Genomic DNA, 21292 nt, shown 5'->3' on the forward strand with positions numbered 1-21292 from the left:
TGATGAAGCGTAAGGAATTCATGCTGGGGGCCACGTTCGGCCTGGTTCTCGCGGCCGGCGCCACCGCCGGCGGCGTCATCGACTGGCCGAGCGCGCAGGCGGGACCCGTCGCGGGCATGTCCGGCCGCCTGGCCCCGAGCGCCGGCGGCGCGGGCCTGGCCTTCGCCCCGCCACAAGGCGCTCCCCTCAGCTTCGCCGACATCGTCCAGCAGGTCGCCCCGGCCGTGGTTCAGATCGACGTGAAGACGCGGATCGAGCGTCCCGAGGGCGGTCTGATCCAGGTTCCGGGCCTGCCGTTCGCCATTCCGGTCCCTGAGCCGGAAGAGGGTGAGGACGGAGGCATCACCGGCTCGGGCGCCGGGTCGGGCTTCTTCGTCTCCGCGGACGGCTACATCGTCACCAACAATCACGTTGTCGCAGACGCCACCGAGATCACGGTGAAACTCGCGGATTCGCGCGAACTGACCGCCCGTGTCGTGGGGCGCGACGAGGCCACCGACCTTGCGGTCATCAAGGTCGAGGGATCGGATTTCCCGTTCGTGACCTTCGAGGAGCAGGCGCAGCCCCGCGTGGGCGACTGGGTCGTCGCCGTCGGCAACCCGTTCGGACTCGGCGGCACCGCCACCGCCGGCATCATCTCGGCCCAGGGCCGCGGCATCGACGCCTCGACGCCCTATACCGACTATCTGCAGATCGACGCCGCCATCAACCGCGGCAGCTCCGGCGGCCCGACCTTCGATATCTACGGCCGGGTCATCGGGGTGAACTCGGCCATCTATTCGCCGACGGGGAATTCGGTGGGCATCGGCTTCGCCATTCCCGCCTCGGTCGCCAAGCCGATCACCGACCGGCTGATGCGGGGCGAGACCATACAGCGCGGCTATCTCGGCGTGGAGATCGGGCCGATCAGCCGCGAGTATCAGGAGGCTCTGGGCCTCGACAGCCGGGACGGCGCCTATGTCAACAGCGTCACGCCCGGCGGACCGGGGGATCGGGCGGGGCTCCAGGCCGGCGACATCGTGGTCGGCCTGAACGGTCAGCCCGTTCGGGACAGCAGCGATCTCACCCGACGCATCGGGGAGACCAGCCCCGGCGACGCGCTGCGAATCGAGGTTCTGCGCAATGGACGTCGTCAGACGGTCAGCGCCCGCTCCGGCACCCGTCCGTCGCTGTCCGAACTGAATGCGGGCCGGCAGCCGGATGAACCGGCGGCCCCGGTCCAGGGCGGCACGGCGGTCGCGGGCCTGACGGTCTCGCCCCTCACCGCCGCCCTGCGCCAGCGTTACGAGATTCCGGAGCGCGTGACGGGGGTGGTGGTCACCGCGCCGGGACGCGGAAACGCCCAGGGCTTCCAGCCCGGCTATGTCATCATGCGGGCCGGCAATGGTCCGGTGAATTCGGTGGCGGACCTGGAGGCGGCGGTGCAGGCGTCCCGCCAGGCGGGGCGCGGCGTCTTCCTGCTGGTCTGGACCCCGGGGGGCAACCGTTCGATCGTGATGGATCTCCCGAAGTCTGAATAAGCCTTAACTGCCGGGATCGCCGCCGATGCGCTACCATCGGCGGCGATTCTGCATCCGGAGGGGTTTTCCATGCGTATTCTGGTGGTCGAGGACGACGCGGAGGCCGCGACCGCCATGGTTCGCGGGCTGACCGAAGCCGGTCATGAGCCGACCCACGCCGTTGACGGCGCCTTCGGCCTGCTGGAGGCCCAGAAGGGCGGCTACGACGTCTATGTCGTCGACCGCATGATGCCGCGGCTCGACGGCATCGGCATGGTCGAGACCCTGCGCAAGGACGGCGACCAGACCCCGGTTCTGTTCCTGTCGGCGCTCGGCGAAGTCGATGACCGGGTCGCGGGCCTCCGGGCCGGGGCCGACGATTATCTGGTCAAGCCCTACGCCTTCTCCGAGCTGATCGCCCGCGTCGAGGCCCTGTCACGCCGTCGCGAGACCGGCTCGGTCGCCACCATGCTCAAGGTCGGCGATCTCGAGATGAACCTGATCGCGCGCACCGTGCATCGCGGCGGCAAGGAGATCGACTTGCAGCCGCGCGAGTTCCAGTTGCTGGAATTCCTGATGCGTCATGCCGGCCAGTCGGTCACCCGCACCATGCTGCTGGAGAAGGTCTGGGAGTATCACTTCGACCCCCAGACCAACGTCATCGACGTCCACATCAGCCGCCTGCGCGCCAAGATCGACAAGGGCTTCGACCACGCCATGCTGCAGACCGTGCGCGGCGCGGGGTACCGGCTGGAGGTCTGAACCCGCGCCATGCGGCTTCCCTCGCTCCTTCGCCGTACGCCGTTCCGGCTGACGCTGCTGTTCCTCGCCCTGTTCGCCGCGGCGGCCAGCGCCATCCTGGCCTATGTCTATTTCGCCTCGGCCGCCGAGGCCCGGGTCAACGCCGAGCGCGAGGTCCGCGGCGAGATGCAGGTGCTGGTGGGCATCTACGACGCCCGCGGCTTCGACGCCCTCAACCGGGCCCTGATCGACCGCTCGCTGACCCACAGCGCCTTCCTCTACCTCCTGCTCGACAAGGACGGGCGCACCACCACCGGCAGTCTCAGCCAGTCGCCGATCGAGACGATGCAGGGCGACCGCCAGTGGATCACCTTCCCCTTCACCGACACCGACCCGGCGGGCCGGGTCACCCGACCCCAGGTGCGTGGCGTGCAGGTGCGGCTGTCCGGGGGCGAGATGCTGCTGGTCGGCCGCTCGATGGGCGACACCGAGGCCTATCTGGCGCGCCTCACCCAGGCGTTGTGGGGCGCCATGGGCATCGTCCTGCTGCTCGGCCTGGCCGGCGGGGCCTTCGTCAGCCGTAATCTTGAACGGTCGATGGGCCGGCTCAACCGGGTCGTCACGGCGGTGCAGGAGGGCGACCTCAAGGCCCGGGCGCCGGTGCGCAACTCCGGCGACGAACTGGACGAACTCGGCGCCGGGCTGAACACCATGCTGGACCGGCTGGAGGCGTCGATGGCTTCGATCCGCCACGCCGGCGACGCCATCGCCCATGACCTGCGCTCGCCCCTGACCCGCATGCGGGCCAAGCTGGAGGTGTCCCTGATCGACGCCGAGGCGGGCCGGATCAACGGCGTCGACGCCTTGCAGCTGGCGCTGGACGAGGCGGACAACCTGCTCAAGACCTTCAACACCGTGCTGGCCATAGCCCGGCTGCAGGCGGCGGCTGGCCGCACGCCCGATCCCCAGTTGTTCGACGCCGCCGATCTCGCCGTCGACATGGCCGAGCTCTACGAACCGGCTTCGGAGGACAAGGGGCTGGAATTCTCCGCCGAGATCGAGCGCGGTCTGATGGTCGAGGCCAATCAGCCGTTCCTCGCCCAGGCCCTGGCCAACGTCATCGACAACGCCATCAAATACACCCCGGTCGGCGGGGCGGTGATGCTGCGGGCCCGGCGGCGCAGCTCGGGAGAGATCGAATTCTCGGTCACCGACACCGGCCCCGGCGTGCCCGAGGCCGATCGGGACCGGGTCACGCAGCGCTTCGTCCGCCTGGACAACAGCCGCACCGAGGCTGGCTCGGGGCTCGGCCTGTCGCTCGTGGCCGCCGTGCTGGAGGCCCACGGCGGTCGGGTCCAGCTGGATGAGGGCCCGGGCGAATACGGCGGTTTCGGCCCCGGCTTGCGCGTGGCGCTGGTTCTCCCGGCAGCCGAAGCATGATCCGGTTGGGCACAGCCCGGGATGCGCTGCGCAACCTCGAAATCTGGCGGAGGGCGGTGGCCGCAACCCACGACTTTCTCTCGCCGGGCGACCTCGCCCGGATCGACGCCCTGGTTGCTGACTGGCTGCCGGGCGCCGAGCCCTGGGTTTATGTTGATCAGACGGACGGTCCGTTGGGGTTCACGGCGCTCACCGGGGCGCACGTGGACGCCCTTTTCGTCGATCCGGCCCGCCATGGCGCCGGGGTGGGCCGGGCCCTGATGGCGCACGCTCGCCGGCTGCACGGCCGGCTGACGGTGGATGTGAACGAGCAGAATTCCCGCGCCGTCGGTTTCTACGAACGGCTGGGTTTCGAGCGGACAGGCCGGTCGCCGACCGACGGGCAGGGCATGCCCTATCCGTTGCTGCATATGACATGGCCCGCATGACGGGCCTGCGGGCCTGTGGGCCGGTGGTGGACGCCGCCGCCGCCGCCCGGGCGTTCGAAAGGCTGCGCGAGCCGGCGGTCGAACAGGGCTGGTCCGACCTGCTGGACAGCGCCTGGGCGGCGCTCGCGCCCATCTTCGCCGCCTCTCCATACCTGTTCGGCCTGTCGCGGCGTTGGCCGGATCTCCTGCCCGGCGTGCTGCGGGACGGTCCCGACGCCCGACTGGAGGACGTGCTCGCGCGCACCGAAGCCCTGACCGGCGGCGCCGACGCGTTGCGCGCGCCGCTGCGCCGGATGAAGGGCGAACTCCATCTGCTGACCGCGCTCGCCGACCTCGGCGGGGTGTGGGACCTGGATCAGGTCACCGGCGCCCTCAGCCGTTTCGCCGACGTCTCCGTCAACGCCGCCCTGCGCGCCGTCGCCCATGACCAGCGCGACCGCGGCAAGCTTCTCGGCGCTCCTGACGATCCGCGCGGCCCCGTTCCCGGCCTGTTCGGCCTTGCCATGGGCAAGCACGGGGCCTTCGAGCTCAACTACTCCTCGGACATCGACATCAGCCTGTTCTGGGACCCGGAGGCCCTGATCCCCGCGCTGGCGGAGGAGGTGGAGCCGCAGCGGTTCGTCGACCGCCTGGCCCAGTCTCTGGCCACGCTGATGCAGGAGCGGACCGGCGATGGTTATGTCTTCCGCGTCGACCTGCGCCTGCGCCCGGATCCTTCGTCGACGCCGCCGGTGGTCGCCGCCCCGACCGCCCTGGCCTACTATGAGAGCGTCGGCCAGAACTGGGAACGCGCCGCCTTCATCAAGGCCCGCGCGGCGCTCGGCGATGTCGAGGCCGGGCGCGGCTTCCTGAAGGCGCTGGTTCCCTTTATCTGGCGCCGCAGTCTCGACTATCCGGCCATCCTCGACATCCAGTCGATCAAGCGGCAGATCCACGTCCACAAGACCGGCGAGGGGCTGGAGGCGGCGGGCGCCAATCTCAAGCTCGGCCGCGGCGGCATCCGCGAGATCGAGTTCTTCGCCCAGACGCAGCAGCTGATTCTCGGGGGCCGCGACCCCGTCCTGCGCAATCCACGCACGGTGGACGCCCTCGCCGCCCTGCGCGACGCCGGTCACGTTCATCCCGACGTCTGCGCCGAACTGACCGCCGCCTATGTCGTGCTGCGGGGGCTCGAGCACCGCGTGCAGATGCTCGACGACGAGCAGACCCACAGTCTGCCCGTCGAGCCCGCCGTCCGCGCCCGCGTCGCGGCGCTGGCGGGCGAAGGCGACCTGGCGGCTTTCGACGCCGGGGTCGAGGCCGTGCTGGTCGGGGTCAACCGGCGCTACGGCGAACTGTTCGAGGGCGAGGAGGCGCTGTCCTCCCCCTACGGTTCGCTGGTCTTCACCGGCGTGGAGAACGATCCGGAGACGCTGGACACGCTGGTCCGGATGGGCTTCTCCGATCCCGCGATGGTGGCCGACACCATCCGCAGCTGGCACCATGGCCGCATACCGGCCACGCGGGCGGCGCGAGGCCGGGAGCTGTTCACCCGCCTGGCGCCGCGGCTGCTAACGGCCCTGGCCGACACCGGGGCGGCCGACGCCGCCTTCCGCCGGTTCGCGGTCTTCTTCTCCGGACTCAGCGGTGGGGTGCAGGTCCAGGCACTGTTCCTGGCCCAGCCCAAACTGTTCGACCTGGTCGTCGGGGTCATGGCTTTCGCGCCCAGGCTGGCGCGGACCTTGGGCCGCTATCCGGCGGCGCTGGACAGCATGCTGGACGCCCGCTTCGCCCGGAGCATCGAGGAAGACACTGGCGTCGCCGCGCAGATCGTGGCCGAATCCGCGTCCGCGCCAGACTTCGAGGCCGCCATGAATGTCGTGCGCCGCCTTCATCGCGAACAGATGTTCCGCATCGGCGTGCAGACCCTGACCGGCCGCGTCGGCCCCGAAGAGGCGGGGCGCGCCTACACCACCCTGGCCGACGCCTGCCTCGGCGCTCTCGCCGCCGCCGCCATGGACGAGACCATGCGTCAGGGCGGCGCGTTGCCCGGGGGCTCGGTGGCCATCGTTGCGCTGGGCAAGGCCGGCTCGCGCGAAATGACGGCGACCTCGGACCTCGACCTGATGACCGTCTATGACGCGCCGGCCGACGCCATATCCGCTGGCAAGGGTTGGGCCGCCGGAGTGTTCTATTCGCGCTTCACCCAACGGCTGATCGCCGCCCTGTCGGCGCACACGGCGGAGGGCGGGCTCTATGAGGTCGACATGCGGCTCCGTCCTGGCGCGGCCAAGGGGCCGGTGTCGCTGCGGCTGTCCGCGGTCGAGGACTATTATGCGACGGAGGCCGACACCTGGGAGTTCATGGCCCTGACCCGCGCCCGGGTCGTCTGGACGGACGATCCGGAGTTCGGCGCGCGCACGGCGGCGATGCTGGAGGCGATTCTGCGCCGCCCGCGGCCCGGCGTGGACATCGCCGCCGACGCCCGGCGCATGCGCGCTCTGATGGCGCGCGAACGGTCCGGACAAGGCGACTGGGATCTGAAGCTGGCTCCCGGCGGCCAGGTCGACGCCGAGTTCGTGGCCCAGGTGCGCCAGCTCCGGCGCGCTGCGGCCGGCGAGTCGCTGACCGTCTCGACCCTGGAGGCCCTCTCGAATGACCCCGCCCTGGCCGAGGCGTGGCGGTTGCAGCAGGCCCTCGGCCAGGTGCTCGGCGCCGCCTTCGACGACCGTCCCGATCCGGAGCAGGAGCCGGAGGGCTTCCAGAACCGGCTGGCGAAGGCGGCGGGCTTCGGCGACTTCGAGGCGCTGAAAGCCGGGCTGGCCGAGACGCGGACGGCCGCCCGAACGGCCTTTGAAGCCGCCCTGCCGCCGGTCAGCGACGGAGACTGACCTCCCGGCCGTTTGACCCTCCAGACAGGGACGGACGGCCGCGTCGGGCGGTCAGGGAGATATCGAGATGAACAAGACCCTTCTGGTCGGCGGTCTGGCCGCCCTGACCCTCGCCGCCGGCGGCGACGCCTTGGCCCAGCAGCCGCCGGAGCCGCCGCACGCCCACGGCATGCGCGCCGACGCCGACGGCGACCATCGGCTCAGCCAGGTCGAGTTCGTCGGCCGGCGCGTCGAGCGTCTGACCGCCGCCGACGCCGACCGTGACGGCTCGGTCAGCCCCGCGGAACGGCGCGCCGCTGCAGAGGCCCGCAGGGCCGGCCGCGCCGATGCCCGCTTCGACCGGCTCGACGCCGATGACGACGGCGCCATCACCAAACCCGAGTTTGACGCCGGCCAGGAGGCCCGCGCCGGGACCCGCGCCGAACGGGCCCCGCGCCGCGCTCATCGCGGCCCCGCACGCCGGGCCCGGCACGAGCAGCGGATGGAGAACCGCGGCCCCGTGGTGATCGCCGAGGCGCAGGCCAGGGCCGAGGCGACCTTCGTCCGCCTCGACGCGGACCGGGACGGCTATATCACGGTGGCTGAACGCCGGGCGGCCCACGCGGATCGCCGCGAGCACCGCCGAGAGCGGATGTCCGGGCGCCGCGCCGCCCGTCAGGCGCAACAGGCGTCGCCTCCGGCGCCCGCTTCGGAGTAAGCAGATGACGGGCGCGGCGGTCCTCGACCATGCCGGCCTTGCAGCAACGTTCGCACGAGGCCGGATGGCGACCTTCGCCGACCCCGATGAGGACCTGGTGCGCCGCGTGGGCAAGGGCGATCCCGCGGCCATCCAGGCCATGGTGGCGCGCAAGCTGCCGCGTATGCTGGCGCTCGCCCACCGCATGCTGGGCGACGCCGTCGAGGCGGAGGACGTGGCGCAGGAGGCCTTGTTGCGGGCCTGGAGGCAGGCGCCCCGCTGGGTCACCGGCAAGGCGAAGTTCGACACCTGGCTGCACCGGGTGGCGTTGAACCTCTGCTACGACCGGCTCAGGCGGCGGCGCGAGGTCCCAACCGACGCGCCTCCGGACCGGCGGGATGAAGGCCCGGCGCCGGATCGGGGCCTGCTCGCCGCCGACGTCGGCGCGGCGGTCAACGACGCGCTGGCGCGCTTGCCCGATCGCCAGCGCGAGGCCATCGTGCTGTGCCATTATCAGGAGCTCTCGAACATCGAGGCCGCGGGGCTGATGGATGTCAGCATCGAGGCCCTGGAAAGCCTGCTGTCGCGTGGCCGGCGGGCATTGAGACTGGCGCTGGCCGATCACCGGCCGGGCGCCGAAGGAGTATGAACGTGATGACGGCGGAACGCTTCCTCGCCCTTGTGGCGGCCTATGGCGCCGATCGGCGACGCTGGCCGGACGGCGAGCGCCCGGCGGCCGAGGCCTTCGCGGCGGCCCACCGGGACCTGGCCGGTCCGGTGCTGACCGAGGCCGACGCGGTCGATGCCCTGTTGCACCGCTCTCCGACGCTCCAGGTGTCGATGGCGCTGCGCGACCGGGTGATCGCCGCCGCCGCCTCGGCCGGAGGCCAGGTCGGACGCACCGGCCGGGTGTGGATCGACCGCCTGTCTCTGGCCTTCGGCGCCGGCTGGGCCGCGGCGGCCTGCGCGGGCGTCGTGGCGGGCGTGATCATGACCGGTCATCTCACCGCCGACGCCCAGGCGGACGCCGTCCTGTACCAGGCCTCCCTGCTCGGCGTGGATGACACGGAGGTGCTCGGTTGAACGCCAGGACCCTGAAGATCGCCCTGGCCGCCTCGGTGGCGCTGAACCTGTTCGCGCTCGCGGCGGGTGCCACGCTGCTCGTCGGCCGGGCCAACGTCGAGCGCCGCATTGAGGCCCAGCACCGCGCCCCCCGCGATCACCCGTTCATGACCCTCGTCGAAGGCCTGGACCCCGCGGTGCGGGACCGTGTGCGCGACACCCTGCGCGCGTCGGCCCGGGCCGCCCGGCCTGATTTCGAGGAGACCCGGCTCAAGCGGCGTCAGGCGACGGCCCTGGCCCGTTCGGCCGATTTCGATCCTGCGGAAGTCTCCGCCCTGCTCGAGCAGTCGCGCGCCGCCGAATTGCGCGGCCGGGCCCGGCTGGAGGAGGACGCCGTCGCCTTGCTGGGAACGCTGGAGCCCGACGACCGGGCGGCCCTGTCGGAAATCCTCACCCGCCGCGGCCGGACCGTGGTGCGGGACAAGGGCGACCGCAAGGCCCGCGAGGCGGCTTCGCACCCCGCCGCCTGAGAGGTCAGGCCGCCCGGGCCTGCGTTTCGGCGGCCTGATGCGGACGACGGATCGGCAGATCGAAGCTGACCGTTGTCCCGCGCCCCGGCATGCTCTCCAGCACCAGGGTCCCGCCGTGCAGCTCGATCAGGGACTTGGTCAGGGCCAGGCCGAGGCCCGTGCCCTGGGTGGTTTTGGAATGCTGGCCCTCGACCTGCTCGAACGGCCGCGCCAGACGCGCCAGATCCTCGGCGGCGATGCCGATGCCGGTGTCGGTGACCGCGACCCGAATCCGGTCGTCGTCCTCACGCGACAGGGCCACGACGATATCCCCGCCCTCCGGCGTGAACTTCACCGCGTTGGACAGCAGATTCAGCACCACCTGCTTCAGGCCGCGATGGTCGGCCTCGATGGTCGGCAGGTCGGGCGCGTCGACCAGCAGCTTCAGTCCCGCCTCCTCGACACGCCCGCGCATCAGCCGCGCCGCGTCGTCGACGATCTCCTTCAGAGACACCGGTTCATAGTGCAGCGTCAGCTTGCCGGCCTCGATCTTGGCCATGTCGAGGATGTCGTTGATCAGGCTGAGCAGATGCTGGCCCGAGCGCAGGATGTCGGCGGCGTAGCCCTTGTAGCGCGGGTCGCCGAGGGGCCCGAACATCTCCCCGGACATGATCTCCGAGAAACCGTTGATGGCGTTCAGCGGCGTCCGCAACTCGTGGCTCATATTGGCCAGGAACTCGGACTTGGCCTGGTTCGCCGCTTCCGCCCGGGTCATGGCGATTTCGTACTTGCGCGCCAGCAGCGACAGCTTCTCCTCGCGATCCTCCAGTTCCGTGATGGTCGCGTGCAGCCGCTCGGTGGCGCGCTGACGCTCGGCCTCCTTCTGCTTGATGGCGGTGATGTCCGCGGCCGTGACCACAGACCCGCCTTCCGAGGTGAAGCGCTCGATCAGTTGCAGCCAGCGTCCATCCTGCAGCTCCACCTCGCGAGCGCCGGCCCGGCCGCCGGCGGCGGCCTGTTCCGATTTGATGGCCAGGGCCGCGATCTGGTTCAGGTCGGTCTTCAGGGCGCCCTTGCGCACCACCCCCGGCTCAAAGCTGAAGGCGTCCTGGAACGCCTGGTTGGACAGGATCAGCCGGCCGTGCCGGTCGAACAGGACGAAGGCGTCCGAGACGCTCTCGATACCGTCGCGCAACCGGCCCTCGGCGGCCTGGGCGTGCGCCTTGGCCCGCCGCGCCTCGGTGGTGTCCAGCGCGATGCCGAGAATGGAGGTGAACCCGTCCTCGCCCCGTTCGCCGCGAGCCTGCCCCCGCGCGTCGATCCAGCGGGCGTGACCCTGGGCGTCCGGCACCGGGAAGCTGACCTCGAAGGCGCCGAACATCTCGGCCTGTCGCAAGGCGTGGGTCACGGCGTCACGGTAGCGGGGATGGATGCGCTCCATGAACTCTTCGGCCGAGGCGACGCCCGTCCGCTCCAGCCCCAGCAGGTCGGCCATGTAGTCGGACAGCAGGATCTGGCCGCTCTCCAGATCCCAATCCCAGACGCCGCAGCGGGCCGCCTCGACCGCACCCCTGAAGCGGCGTTCCGACGCGGCCCATTCGCGACTGATCCCGGCCTGTTTTCGTTGCTGCAGCAGCGCCAGCAGCACGACCAGAACGCCGATGGCGAAGGGCGCCGTCAGCATCCATGCGTCGTCCAGCAGGGCGCCCGCGCCGACGCTGACCGGGGTTGACGCCACGGCGATCAGGTCGGTGTCCCCCACCGCCACCGTGGTCCGCCGCACGGCTCCATCAGCCACCGAAAGCGTGGCGCCCTGTCCCCGCCCGTCGGCCGGGGCCGCAGCCAGCGCCAGGGCCCTGGCGTCGTCGGATCCGCCGGCCAGCAGGGCGCGCGGGCCCGAGAGCACCCACAGATCGACGCCGTCCGTGGTTCTCAGAGAGGGCAGGGGGGCGCGGCCGACCAGCCGGCTTCCGTCGTCCAGCGGACGCGAGACCAGCAGCGCGGCGCCGTCCGCCGCCAGCCGCGGCTTGCCGGGCGCGGATACGAAGGCCGCTTCGGGCGCTCCCGCGGCCGCCACTACCTCCCCGCCCGGCGAGACCACGGCGAAGGCCCGGCCGGGCGCGGCGGTGCGGGCTTGCCGGATCACGTCGGCGGCGCCGCCCGATTGCGCCACGGCGGCCCGGACGGCGGCCTCGACGGGGGCGATGCGAGTTTCGATCTCTAGCGCCAGCAGCCGGGCCTCGCGGTCGACCGCCGCCATGCGCAGGGCATCCGCCTCCTGCCCCGGTCGCGCCATTTCGCGAGCGAACAGAAGCACATAGGCGGCGACCGCCAGGGTCACGGCGAGGATGGCGATCCGCACCCATGCGGGCGGGCCCTTGCGCCGGTCCGCGGCGCGCCGTCCTTGCGAGGTTATGCGGCGCTCGCTGCCCCGCAAGGCGCTCTCCCGGACGATTCGGCGAAGATCAGGTAAATCTAGGCCGTGTCGCGGATTCCTGTCGAGGCTTCGTTGCCCGATCCGCGGTTCAAATTGATGGGACCGTCGGCGTCAGGCTGCGCGCGACGGGGTCTGGGCGGTGGCGATTTCGGGGGCGGCGAGCACGTCGGTCACACTCTTCAGCACGGCGCGCGCGTCGCGCGCCAGCACCTGCATCTCGGGCGGAGCGTCCTCGGGGGCGTCATCCACGGCGGCGACCATCCGTTCGGCCAGGGCCATCAGCCTCGGCGCGGCGGCGATCAGCCTGGCCTGGAACTCGATCTGGTCCGGATCGCGGTCGTACTCCGCGCCGGGCACACGCCAGCCGCCCCAGTCGGCCTTGTCCGTGACCACGACCGGATAGGTGCCGGGGAAGGGATGGTGCGGCGTGTCCTCCGCGGTCTGCCATTTGTTGCGGGCCCGCATCAGCCGCCAGGTCTCGCCGGCGTTGGCAGCCGGGTCGTCGGTCGGCAGCAGCAGCTCGCTGCCGAGGAATTCCCGGCCCAGGCCGACATCGTAGGTGACGCGCACGGGTTCCTCGAAGCCCTTGGCCCATACGGGCTGGACTTTCTCGATCTGGGCCCATGCGCCGACACACTCGACCCAGACCTTCTGACCCTTCTGGAACTGCGCACGCGCCATCGGCGTCTCCCGTCGTGAACGGCGAGCATGCCCCAACGCGGGTGAACACGTGGTTTGGCGAAAAGGTTAACGAGGGCGGGCGCGTCAGGGGCGTGAGATGTCCTCCAGCGTCTCGCCGGCGTACTTTTCCTTCACCCGCGTCGACAGATCTCCCAGGGACACCACGCCAACCAGCCGGTCGTCCTTGTCCAGCACCGGCATGCGCCGGATCTGCTTCGAGCCCATGGTGTCCAGGACCGTCTGCAGGTCATCGTCGGCATAGGCGGGTCCGGGCGTCCCGCGTAATATACTCCACGACCGGCGAGGTGCAGGCGGCGCCGCCGGCCACCGCGCGCACGGCGATATCCCGGTCGGTGATCGTGCCGATCAGCCGGTCTCCGTCGGCCACCGGCATGAAGCCGAAGTCGCCGCTGGCCATCCGTGTGGCGACCTCTTGCAGGCTGTCTCCGGGGCGGGCGACCTGCACATCCTTGCTCATCACATCGCGAACTTTCATCGGTCTCTCCTGATCTCGGCCTGGTCACAGAACCCCCCGTGGGGATGGCGGTTCCTGACTGCCAGACAACGAGCGCCTCAGGGTCGTGTCACGCGCCGTGTGGTTTCCTGCCTCCATCACCCGGGATGGTCCCGGCTCGAGAGGACGAATTCAATGAAGACCGCCATGATCAGGAAAGCCCTGCTTCCCGTGCTGGCGGCGTCGGCGGTCATGGTGTCGACCCCGGCGCTGGCCCAGAATTTCGGCGTCACGCTCAGCTTCGGCTCGCCCGGCTACAGTCAGCCCTATGGCTACGGTTACGGCCGAGGCTATGGATACGACGCGCGTGACCTCCACTACCGCGCCCAGGTCTTGTCGCAGCACATCGACCGCCTGGCCTGGAGCGGTCGCATCCATCGGCGCGAGGCGCGCGATCTGGCCCGTCAACTGGACCAGTTCCGCCGGCTCGAATACCGCTACGCCCGCAACGGTCTGAGCGCCGGTGAGTACCGCGACCTCGACCATCGGCTGGACCGGATCGAGTACCAGGTCCAGCGCGCCAGCTGGTCGCGCTGGTAAGGCCAGACAAGCCATGGAGAGCCGCCCCGGCGACGGGGCGGCTCTTTTTCTTTGGCGACCAACGCCCCCGTCGACGGCCGTTCATCAACCTGACGCCTGGACAACGCCGACCTCACGCGGCCGTCAGGGGCGGTGTGGCCTTCTGCTCCTGCGCCGGGAAACACCGGCGAACGAGAACGAGGACGAAACCATGAAGATCGCGATCCGGAACCGGGCTCTGCTTTCCCTCGCGGCCGCGACGGCCATTCTGGTCGCGACGCCCGCCCTGGCCCAGAACTATGAGGCCGAATACTACGGCTACGGCGAGAACCATCCGTACGACGTCTGGGGCCGTGACATCGAACAGCGCCAGAACGCCCTCGAGCAGGCGGTGCGCCGCGCGGCGTCCACGGGCCAGCTCGGCCAGGGCGAGGCCCGCCGCCTGTCCGGCGCCTTCAATCAGCTTGAACGCGTCAAGGCCACCTACCGCCACCGCGGATACAGTCGGGCCGAGGTCAACGATATCAACCGCCGGCTCGAGCGGATCGAGGCGGTTCTCCGTTACGGCGGCCGCGGCTATGACCGCCGGGACCGCGACGACTACGGTCGCGACGACTACCGCCGCGACGACTACGGCCGCGGTGGCTACGACCGTTACGATCGCTGACCATCAATCCGCCTGCCGGATAAGGGGCCGCTCTGGCCACAGGGCGGCCCTTTCGTTCGTCGGCAGGTGAGTCTAATCGCTTGCATCGGCAGGAGCGTGACGATGACGGCGGCGAACGAGGCGAAGACCATTCTTGAGCGGTTGGGTGTGGGGGAGGCCGCCTGGGGCGGAACCCTGCCGGCCCGCTCGCCGGTCGACGGCTCCAGCGCCGGCGCGGTCGTCGAGACGGCCGATTCCGATGCGGTCGTCGCCCGCTCGGTCGCGGCCTTCCAGCAGTGGAAACGCATCCCTGCGCCCCGCCGCGGCGAATTGGTTCGCCTGCTCGGCGAGGAACTGCGGGCGTCGAAGGACGATCTCGCCCGCCTCGTCACTCTCGAAGCCGGCAAGATCGTCTCCGAGGGTCTCGGCGAGGTGCAGGAGATGATCGACATCTGCGACTTCGCAGTGGGGCTGTCGCGGCAGCTGTACGGGCTGACGCTGGCCAGCGAGCGGCCCGGGCATCACATGCGCGAGACGTGGCAGCCGCTGGGGCCGGTGCTGGTCATCTCGGCGTTCAACTTCCCGGTTGCGGTGTGGGCGTGGAACGCCTGCCTCGCCCTGGTCTGCGGCGACCCCGTGATCTGGAAGCCGTCGGAGAAGACGCCGCTGACGGCGCTGGCGACGCAGGCAATCCTCGACCGCGCCCTCGCCCGTTTCGGGGACGCGCCCGAGGGGTTGTCGCAGGTCGTCATCGGGGGCCGCGAAGCCGGCGAGCGTCTGGCCGCCGACCCGCGCATCCCGATGGTTTCCGCCACCGGCTCGACCCGGATGGGCAGGGCGGTGGCGCAGACGGTGGCCGCCCGCCTCGGCCGTTCACTGCTGGAGCTGGGCGGCAACAACGCCATGATCGTCACCCCCAGCGCAGACCTCGACATGGCCGTGCGCGCCATCGCCTTCTCGGCCGTCGGCACCTGCGGCCAGCGCTGCACGAGCCTGCGCCGCCTGCTGGTCCACGAGAGCATCGCCGACGCACTTATCGCCCGTCTTTCAAAAGCTTATGAGACCCTGCCCGTCGGCGATCCGCGCGACGACGGCGTGCTGGTCGGCCCGCTGATCGACGGCGATGCGGCCCGCGCCTTCGACGCCGCGCTGGAACAGGCCGTGGCGCAGGGCGGCGAAATCGTCGTCGGCGGCGCCCGCGTCGAGCGTGACGGCGACTACGTCCGCCCCGCCATCGTGCGCATGCCGGCCCAGACGGCGGTGGTCGAGCACGAGACCTTCGCCCCCATCCTCTACGTCCTGACCTGGTCCGGTTTCGACGAGGCCGTCGCGATGCAGAACGCCGTGCCGCAGGGCCTGTCGTCCTGCGTCTTCACCGACAGCGTCCGCGAGGCCGAGCAATTCCTCTCCGCCTGGGGTTCCGACTGCGGCATCGCCAACGTCAACATCGGTCCGTCCGGCGCCGAGATCGGCGGGGCCTTCGGCGGCGAGAAGGACACCGGCGGCGGCCGCGAATCCGGCTCCGACGCCTGGAAGGCCTATATGCGCCGCCAGACCCAGGCGGTGAATTTCAGCCGCGAACTGCCGCTGGCCCAGGGGGTCCGCTTCGACGTGTGAGGCTCGCTTCGCGATGAGACCATATCACCCCGTCATCCTCGGGCTTGACCCGAGGATCAGACCGCCCGGTGCTCCATCGAAAGGTGCACGGGCGCACTCGCCGGGCCATCCCCGCCGCACAGCCCGCCCCGACGCCTGATCCTCGGGTCAAGCCCGATGACGGAGGGGGAGGGAGAAACAGCAGAAGCCTTCAGAGTCTGGTCGCTCTGAATGGTCAAAGTGGCCCCAAATCCATGGTCGAAATCGTCACGAACTGATCACTGATTTCAGTTCGCCCGCCAGGTCGCCTTTCCCAACCACCTCGACCCCCTCCAGACCCAGCCACCCGGCCATCCGCCGCAACTCCGCCGCCAGCCCCGCGGCGGTCTCCGCCGTCGCGTCCGGCTCGCGCCACGCCGCCTGCGCCAGCAGCCGGCTGCCCTGCCGGTCCGCCTTCAGGTCGACCCGCGCCGTGATCGCCTCGCCCTCGAGGAAGGGCAGGACGTAGTAGCCGTGGGTGCGCTTGTGAGCCGGGGTGTAGATCTCCAGCCGCACCCGCGTTCCGAACAGCCGCTCGGTTCGGTCGCGGGTCCAGATCAGGTTGTCGAACGGCGACAGCAGCGTCGCCGCCACGACCTTGCGCGGCCGCTTCGCTCCCGGCGCGAGGAAGGCCGGCTGCCGCCATCCCTTGACCGTCACGGGCGCCAGCTCGCCCGCCTCGACCAGCTCCGCGACCCGCGCCTTCGCCTCCGCCAGCGGCAGCCGGAAATAATCCCGCAGGTCGGCCATGGTCGCCACGCCCAGCGCCCGCGCCGAGAGGCGGACCAGCTCGCGCTGGGCGTCGGCCTCGTCCGGTGTCGGCAGGTCGACGATGCGCCGGGGCACGGCCCGTTCGGTCAGGTCGTAGACCCGCTCGAACCCGCGCCGCGTCTTCGTGGTGATCAGGCCGGCCCAGAACAGCCACTCCAGCGCCCGCTTGCCGTCCGACCACGACCACCAGCCGGGCGCCCCGCGCGGCGCGTCGTTGAAGTCTGCGCCCGTGACCGGCCCGCGCCGCTCGATCTCCTTCAGCACCCCATCGATGTAGTCGCGCCGCTCGCGTCCGAACCGCGACAGCCCGGTCCACATTTCCCCGGCCTCGGCCCGCGCCATGCGCCAGCGCAGCAGCGGCTGCAGCTCGACCGGCATCAGCGACGCCTCGTGCCCCCAGTATTCGAACAGGGCGCGCCGCGCGCCCCAGGCCTCCGCCTCCAGCGCCTCGCGCGGATAGTCGCCCAGCCGCGAGAAGGCCGGCAGGTAGTGGGTGCGCGTCACCACATTGACGCTGTCGATCTGGACCACGCCCAGCTTGCGCACCACGTTCCGGACATGCGTCCGGCCGGGCGCCGCGGGGAGCGTCCGGCCGAAGCCCTGGGCGGAAAGCGCAATGCGGCGGGCGGTTTTGGGGGAGATTTGTTCGGTCATTGAAACGACCATGCCTTGAACCCTCCCCCGTTGGGAGAGGGGCCGGCGACCAGGTCCGATTTCCGCTCGTCAACGGTCCGGCGCCTTGTCAACCCGGCCGAAGCGAAGGCGGAGAGCCGGGACGCCCGACGGCAAAACGACAATCTCCCGGAAGCTGCGTCCGCAGCTATCCGGGAGACGGGCGAGGACACAGCGTGGCGGTCACCCTGGTCCCGGACAATCGCGTTGCGATTTCCGGGAGGCCTCACAATGGCTTCCTGCCGTCCCGGATCGCCGCCTTCGCGGCGTCCGGGATGACAAGGACCCTCCGCTAGGGCCTCGTCTGCACCGGCATCCCCTGCGCCGCCCGGATCAGCTGCACGAAGTCCGCCCGCTCCCCGTAGGGGTCCTCGCCCCGCGCGCCCTGGGCCTGTTCCAGGATGTCGTCCCAGCCGTAGCCGTCGTCCATCCACGGATCGTTGCGCAGCGTCTGGCCGAAGGCGGCGACGGCCAGCGCCCAGCGGGTGCTTTCCGGCGGCTGGGCCGAGACCCGCCCGGCGCTGCTGTTCGACACCACCCGCTGCACCAGCCGCGAGTCCCGTTCACCCGGCAGCTTGTAGCGGACCTGGACGAAACCGACCTCGCCGGTCGGGTCGCCGCCGCCGACGCCGATCGAACTGTCGGGACGGTTCGGCTCGTAGCGGCGGTCGGGAATCTGGCTCGGCCCGCCCACCGGCGTGATCTCGTACAGCGCCGTCACCGAGGCGCCGGACCCCACCTCGCCCGCGTCGACGCGGTCGTTGTTGAAGTCCTCCTCGTTCAGCATCCGGGTCTCGTAGCCGATCAGCCGGTATTCCGAGACGCGGGCCGGATTGAACTCGACCTGGATCTTGACGTCGTCGGCGATGGGGAAGGCGCCCCGCTCAAAGGCCGGGCCGAACAGACGCCGCGCCTCGTTCAGGTCATCGACATAGGCCGCGGTTCCGTTGCCGGCCTGGGTGATCGCCTGCATCCGGGCGTCCTGATAGTTGCCCCGCCCATAGCCGTAGACCGACAGATAGATGCCCGTCCCGCGCTTGGCGGCGACGTAGTCCTCCAGCCGCTGGTCGTCGGTGACGCCGACGTTGAAGTCGCCGTCGGTGAACATCAGGATGCGGTTGACCTTGTTGCGTCCGAAGGCCGCCTCGGCCTGGGCGTAGGCATTGACCATCCCCTGCGCCCCGGCAGTCGATCCGCCCGCGTTCAGGGCCGCCACGGCGCAGCGCAGTTTCAGCTTCTGCGTCCCCGGCGTCGGCCCCACGGCGGTGCCGACGTCCGAGGCGTAGAAGGTCACCGCGACGCTGTCCTCGGGCCGCAGCCGGTCGATGATCAGGTTCATCGATTTCTGCGCCAGCGCCAGCTTGTCGGGCGACTGCATCGAACCGGACACGTCGACCATGAAGGTCAGGTTCAGCGGCCGCCGCTCGTTCGCCGGCAGCTCATAACCCTGCAGCCCGACATGGACGATCTGCCGGCCCGGCGACCACGGCGACGCCGCCACCACCGTGGTGATGGCGAACGGCTCCGACGCCGAGCGCGGCCGCTCGTAGCCGTAGTCGAAATAATTGATCATCTCCTCGACCCGCACCGCGTCCGCGGGCGGCAGACGGCCTTCCTCGAGGAAGCGGCGGACGTTCGAATAGCTGGCCGTATCGACATCGATCGAGAAGGTCGACACCGGCTCATCGGCGACGCGGCGCACCGGGTTCGGCGTCGCGTCGGGATAGCGTTCGGTGTCCGGCGTCACATACGCGGGCGCCATCAGGTTCGCGCTGCCGCCCACCACCGCGCCGGACGCTTCCGGGCGCCGGATTCTCGACGCGGTGACGGCGACTTCGTCGATCGTCGTCGCATCGGCGGAGGGGACGGCAAGGGGCGCAGGAGGAGGAGGAGGCGGCGGGGGCGGGGGCGGGGGCGGGGGCGGGGGCGGCATCGGCGCGGGCGGCGCATAGGCGTAGCCCAGGCTTCCGGCCGTCGCCCGGGCGACCGGATACGCGGGCCGCGCCGGCGCCAGATCGATCCCGACCGCACGGCAGTTCTCGGGAGATACGACGCCGTCGACCACCCGGTCCGGGCCGCCGCCGCCGGCCGCCGCCGGAGCGGGCGCCAGCGGGGCGGCGAGGGAGACCGCCAGCACGGCGGCCAGGCTGCGTCTCAGAGGATAGGTCGTCATCGGCGTCTCTCCCGGTCGGTGCACGGCACATCTCATCCTGCGCCGCGCCCGCGCGCCGGTCGCCTGACGAAGCCTGACGCGCCGGGCTGGCGTCCGGCCGCGCGCGCCCCCAATATGACGGCTGGCGCACACAGGGGACCGGAATGCACGAGACGACCAGCATGGGTCTGGGACACGCGGTCGCCCTGCTGGCCGCCATGGTGGTGGCCGCCACCCTGTTCCGTCGCTTCGGCCTCGGCTCGGTGCTCGGCTACCTGGCGGCCGGCCTGCTGATCGGCCCTTCGGCCCTGGGCGTGGTGCGTGACCCGGAGTCGGTTCTGCACGTCGCCGAGTTCGGCGTCGTCATGTTCCTGTTCATTATCGGGCTGGAGATGCGGCCGGCGCGGCTGTGGAGCCTGAGGCGCGAGATCTTCGGCCTGGGCGCCGTGCAGGTTCTGGTCTGCGCCCTGCTGCTGACCGGCCTCGCCCTCGCCGCCGGCCTGGCCTGGCACGCGGCGGTGATCGCCGGCTTCGGCTTCGCCCTGTCGTCAACCGCCATCGTCATGCAGCTGCTGCAGGAGCGCAACGAGAACGCCGACCCGCCCGGCCAGCGAGTCATTTCCATCCTGCTGTTCGAGGATATCGCCATCGTGCCGCTGCTGGCGCTGGTGGCGGTCCTGGCGGGAACCTACGGCTCGGCCGTCGAGACCGGAAATCCGATCTGGATGACGGTCGCCCTGGCGGCCGGCGCGGTGGCGCTGGTCTATGTCGCCGGGCGCTGGGTGGTGAACCCCTTCTTCCGCCTGCTGGCCCGCTACGGCGGCCGCGAGATCATGACCATGGGGGCGCTGTTCGTGGTGCTGGGCGCAGCCTACGCCATGAACCTCGGCGGCCTGTCGATGGCCATGGGCGCCTTCCTGGCCGGGGTGCTGCTGTCGGAATCGACCTTCCGCCACCAGCTCGAGGCCGACGTCGAGCCGTTCCGCGGTCTGCTGCTGGGCCTGTTCTTCCTCAGCGTCGGCATGTCGCTGGACGTGCGGGTGGTGATCGCCGACTGGGCCTGGGTGCTGGGCGGCCTGGCCGCCTTCATGTCGGCCAAGATGATCGCGGTCTACGCCGTGGCCCGGCTGAAGCAGAAGCACGGCGAGGGCCTGCTGCGGGCCGCCATGATGGGCGAGGGCGGCGAGTTCGCCTTCGTTCTCTATTCGACCGCCTTCGCCGCCGGCCTCTTCGACGCCCGCACCGCCGCCATTCTCTCGGCCGTGGTCATCCTGTCGATGGCCCTGACCCCGCTCAGGGTCATGCTGGCCGACCGGCTGCGCCCGAACGAGGACCTGTCCCCCGACGACGCCGACGGCGTGGACCGGGCGAAGAACCTGCGCGAGCGGGTGCTGATCATCGGCTTCGGCCGCTTCGCCCAGGTGGTGTCGCAGCCGCTGCTGGCCCGCGACGTCGACGTCTCGATCATCGACACCGACGTCGAGATGATCCAGGCGGCCGGCAATTTCGGCTTCAAGGTCTTCTACGGCGACGGCTCCCGCCTCGACGTGCTGCGGGCCTCGGGGGCCGAGACCGCCGAGACTATCCTCGTCTGCGTCGACAAGTCCGAAACCGCCGACCGCATCGTCGAGCTGGTCAAGGCCGAGTTCCCGCTGACCAAGCTGTTTGTCCGCGCCTACGACCGCGGCCACGCCATCCGCCTGGTCCAGGCCGGGGTCGAGTACCAGCTGCGCGAGACCTTCGAGAGCGCCCTGGTGTTCGGCGAGCAGGTGCTGATCGACCTGGGCTTCACCGGGGAGCAGGCCAGGGAAACCATCGCGGATGTCCGCCGTCGCGACGAGGAGCGTCTGTCGCTCCAGCTGGTCGAGGGCATCCAGGCCGGCCGGTCGCTGATGCGCGGCAATATCGCCACCACCCGGCCGGAACCCTACGTCAAGCCGCGCCGCGAAGGCCGGGCGCTCAACGAGGAAGCCGCCGAGGCGCTGGAAGAGGACGAGGAGCGCGAAAAGGCCGGCGCCTGATCGGGCGCCGGCCTCCGGT

General features: G+C 70.8%; 19 protein-coding genes. 13 read left to right on the forward strand and 6 right to left on the reverse strand.

The features are described 5' to 3' along the window. Nucleotides 1-2: 2 nt before the first annotated feature. From VEB62_RS05445 to VEB62_RS05485, 9 genes are all read left to right on the forward strand, one after another. Nucleotides 3-1520, forward strand: a complete 1518-nt coding sequence (locus tag VEB62_RS05445) for a Do family serine endopeptidase (protein ID WP_324796453.1) — start codon at nt 3-5, stop codon at nt 1518-1520. 69 nt (nt 1521-1589) lie between these two features. Continuing rightward, nucleotides 1590-2261: a response regulator transcription factor gene (locus VEB62_RS05450; RefSeq protein ID WP_324796456.1), complete on the forward strand. Its 672-nt coding sequence runs from the start codon at nt 1590-1592 to the stop codon at nt 2259-2261. Between the two features lie 9 nt (nt 2262-2270). Then, nucleotides 2271-3680 carry a sensor histidine kinase gene (locus VEB62_RS05455; protein ID WP_324796459.1) on the forward strand — a complete coding sequence of 470 codons (1410 nt, stop codon included), beginning with the start codon at nt 2271-2273 and terminating at the stop codon, nt 3678-3680. Next, complete coding sequence (locus VEB62_RS05460) at nt 3677-4108, forward strand: acetyltransferase (RefSeq protein ID WP_324796461.1); 432 nt, start codon at nt 3677-3679, stop codon at nt 4106-4108. The genes VEB62_RS05455 and VEB62_RS05460 overlap by 4 nt, the downstream gene beginning before the upstream one ends. Next, nucleotides 4096-6978: a bifunctional [glutamine synthetase] adenylyltransferase/[glutamine synthetase]-adenylyl-L-tyrosine phosphorylase gene (locus tag VEB62_RS05465; protein WP_324796464.1), complete on the forward strand. Its 2883-nt coding sequence runs from the start codon at nt 4096-4098 to the stop codon at nt 6976-6978. The genes VEB62_RS05460 and VEB62_RS05465 overlap by 13 nt, the downstream gene beginning before the upstream one ends. A 67-nt stretch (nt 6979-7045) precedes the next feature. Beyond that, entirely contained in the window at nt 7046-7675 is a 630-nt protein-coding gene (locus VEB62_RS05470; protein WP_324796466.1) for an EF-hand domain-containing protein, read from the forward strand. A gap of 64 nt (nt 7676-7739) precedes the next feature. Further along, nucleotides 7740-8303, forward strand: coding sequence for an RNA polymerase sigma factor (locus tag VEB62_RS05475; RefSeq protein ID WP_324796470.1), 564 nt, complete (start codon nt 7740-7742; stop codon nt 8301-8303). Continuing rightward, entirely contained in the window at nt 8300-8737 is a 438-nt protein-coding gene (locus VEB62_RS05480; RefSeq protein WP_324796473.1) for a hypothetical protein, read from the forward strand. The genes VEB62_RS05475 and VEB62_RS05480 overlap by 4 nt, the downstream gene beginning before the upstream one ends. Continuing rightward, on the forward strand, nt 8734-9246 hold the full coding sequence (locus tag VEB62_RS05485) for a periplasmic heavy metal sensor (protein ID WP_324796475.1): 513 nt from the start codon (nt 8734-8736) through the stop codon (nt 9244-9246). Before VEB62_RS05480 ends, VEB62_RS05485 begins: the two co-directional genes overlap by 4 nt. Before the next feature lie 4 nt (nt 9247-9250). On the opposite strand, the gene VEB62_RS05490 is transcribed toward VEB62_RS05485, so the two are convergent. The 4 genes from VEB62_RS05490 to VEB62_RS05505 all read right to left on the reverse strand — a co-directional run bounded on the left by VEB62_RS05490 (nt 9251) and on the right by VEB62_RS05505 (nt 12839). After that, nucleotides 9251-11662, reverse strand: coding sequence for a sensor histidine kinase (locus VEB62_RS05490; RefSeq protein WP_324796478.1), 2412 nt, complete (start codon nt 11660-11662; stop codon nt 9251-9253). Between the two features lie 111 nt (nt 11663-11773). Beyond that, the gene (locus VEB62_RS05495; RefSeq protein WP_324796482.1) at nt 11774-12343 is read right to left on the reverse strand and encodes a hypothetical protein; all 570 of its coding nucleotides are present in this window, start codon (nt 12341-12343) and stop codon (nt 11774-11776) included. Between the two features lie 84 nt (nt 12344-12427). Further along, nucleotides 12428-12568, reverse strand: coding sequence for a CBS domain-containing protein (locus VEB62_RS05500; protein ID WP_324796483.1), 141 nt, complete (start codon nt 12566-12568; stop codon nt 12428-12430). 22 nt (nt 12569-12590) lie between these two features. Further along, nucleotides 12591-12839 carry a CBS domain-containing protein gene (locus VEB62_RS05505; RefSeq protein ID WP_324796486.1) on the reverse strand — a complete coding sequence of 83 codons (249 nt, stop codon included), beginning with the start codon at nt 12837-12839 and terminating at the stop codon, nt 12591-12593. Between the two features lie 165 nt (nt 12840-13004). Here VEB62_RS05505 and VEB62_RS05510 point away from each other — a divergent pair, with 165 nt between their 5' ends. The 3 genes from VEB62_RS05510 to amaB all read left to right on the forward strand — a co-directional run bounded on the left by VEB62_RS05510 (nt 13005) and on the right by amaB (nt 15639). Next, nucleotides 13005-13397 (forward strand): hypothetical protein, encoded by a 393-nt coding sequence (locus VEB62_RS05510; protein WP_324796488.1) that lies wholly within the window; start codon nt 13005-13007, stop codon nt 13395-13397. Nucleotides 13398-13587: 190 nt separating this feature from the next. Further along, nucleotides 13588-14043 (forward strand): hypothetical protein, encoded by a 456-nt coding sequence (locus VEB62_RS05515; protein WP_324796491.1) that lies wholly within the window; start codon nt 13588-13590, stop codon nt 14041-14043. A gap of 102 nt (nt 14044-14145) precedes the next feature. Next, nucleotides 14146-15639: an L-piperidine-6-carboxylate dehydrogenase gene (gene amaB, locus VEB62_RS05520; RefSeq protein WP_324796494.1), complete on the forward strand. Its 1494-nt coding sequence runs from the start codon at nt 14146-14148 to the stop codon at nt 15637-15639. Nucleotides 15640-15885: 246 nt separating this feature from the next. Here the strand turns inward: amaB and VEB62_RS05525 are convergent, their stop codons facing one another. After that, the gene (locus VEB62_RS05525) at nt 15886-17082 is read right to left on the reverse strand and encodes a winged helix-turn-helix domain-containing protein (protein WP_324796497.1); all 1197 of its coding nucleotides are present in this window, start codon (nt 17080-17082) and stop codon (nt 15886-15888) included. 310 nt (nt 17083-17392) lie between these two features. Next, nucleotides 17393-19273, reverse strand: coding sequence for a vWA domain-containing protein (locus VEB62_RS05530; protein WP_324796499.1), 1881 nt, complete (start codon nt 19271-19273; stop codon nt 17393-17395). Nucleotides 19274-19416: 143 nt separating this feature from the next. Here VEB62_RS05530 and VEB62_RS05535 point away from each other — a divergent pair, with 143 nt between their 5' ends. Then, nucleotides 19417-21273, forward strand: coding sequence for a monovalent cation:proton antiporter-2 (CPA2) family protein (locus VEB62_RS05535; RefSeq protein WP_324796500.1), 1857 nt, complete (start codon nt 19417-19419; stop codon nt 21271-21273). Nucleotides 21274-21292: the final 19 nt, after the last annotated feature.

Origin of the sequence: Brevundimonas sp. (assembly GCF_035626975.1) — a bacterium.
Classification (GTDB): Bacteria; Pseudomonadota; Alphaproteobacteria; order Caulobacterales; family Caulobacteraceae; genus Brevundimonas.

Coding starts and splice junctions, on each gene's coding strand:
- VEB62_RS05445 (WP_324796453.1), top strand. CDS start 3: ATGAAGCGTAAGGAATTCATGCTGGGGGCCACGTTCGGCCTGGTTCTC.
- VEB62_RS05450 (WP_324796456.1), top strand. CDS start 1,590: ATGCGTATTCTGGTGGTCGAGGACGACGCGGAGGCCGCGACCGCCATG.
- VEB62_RS05455 (WP_324796459.1), top strand. CDS start 2,271: ATGCGGCTTCCCTCGCTCCTTCGCCGTACGCCGTTCCGGCTGACGCTG.
- VEB62_RS05460 (WP_324796461.1), top strand. CDS start 3,677: ATGATCCGGTTGGGCACAGCCCGGGATGCGCTGCGCAACCTCGAAATC.
- VEB62_RS05465 (WP_324796464.1), top strand. CDS start 4,096: ATGGCCCGCATGACGGGCCTGCGGGCCTGTGGGCCGGTGGTGGACGCC.
- VEB62_RS05470 (WP_324796466.1), top strand. CDS start 7,046: ATGAACAAGACCCTTCTGGTCGGCGGTCTGGCCGCCCTGACCCTCGCC.
- VEB62_RS05475 (WP_324796470.1), top strand. CDS start 7,740: ATGGCGACCTTCGCCGACCCCGATGAGGACCTGGTGCGCCGCGTGGGC.
- VEB62_RS05480 (WP_324796473.1), top strand. CDS start 8,300: ATGAACGTGATGACGGCGGAACGCTTCCTCGCCCTTGTGGCGGCCTAT.
- VEB62_RS05495 (WP_324796482.1), bottom strand. CDS start 12,343: ATGGCGCGTGCGCAGTTCCAGAAGGGTCAGAAGGTCTGGGTCGAGTGT.
- VEB62_RS05500 (WP_324796483.1), bottom strand. CDS start 12,568: ATGGGCTCGAAGCAGATCCGGCGCATGCCGGTGCTGGACAAGGACGAC.
- VEB62_RS05505 (WP_324796486.1), bottom strand. CDS start 12,839: ATGAAAGTTCGCGATGTGATGAGCAAGGATGTGCAGGTCGCCCGCCCC.
- VEB62_RS05510 (WP_324796488.1), top strand. CDS start 13,005: ATGATCAGGAAAGCCCTGCTTCCCGTGCTGGCGGCGTCGGCGGTCATG.
- VEB62_RS05515 (WP_324796491.1), top strand. CDS start 13,588: ATGAAGATCGCGATCCGGAACCGGGCTCTGCTTTCCCTCGCGGCCGCG.
- amaB (WP_324796494.1), top strand. CDS start 14,146: ATGACGGCGGCGAACGAGGCGAAGACCATTCTTGAGCGGTTGGGTGTG.
- VEB62_RS05525 (WP_324796497.1), bottom strand. CDS start 17,082: ATGACCGAACAAATCTCCCCCAAAACCGCCCGCCGCATTGCGCTTTCC.
- VEB62_RS05530 (WP_324796499.1), bottom strand. CDS start 19,273: ATGACGACCTATCCTCTGAGACGCAGCCTGGCCGCCGTGCTGGCGGTC.
- VEB62_RS05535 (WP_324796500.1), top strand. CDS start 19,417: ATGCACGAGACGACCAGCATGGGTCTGGGACACGCGGTCGCCCTGCTG.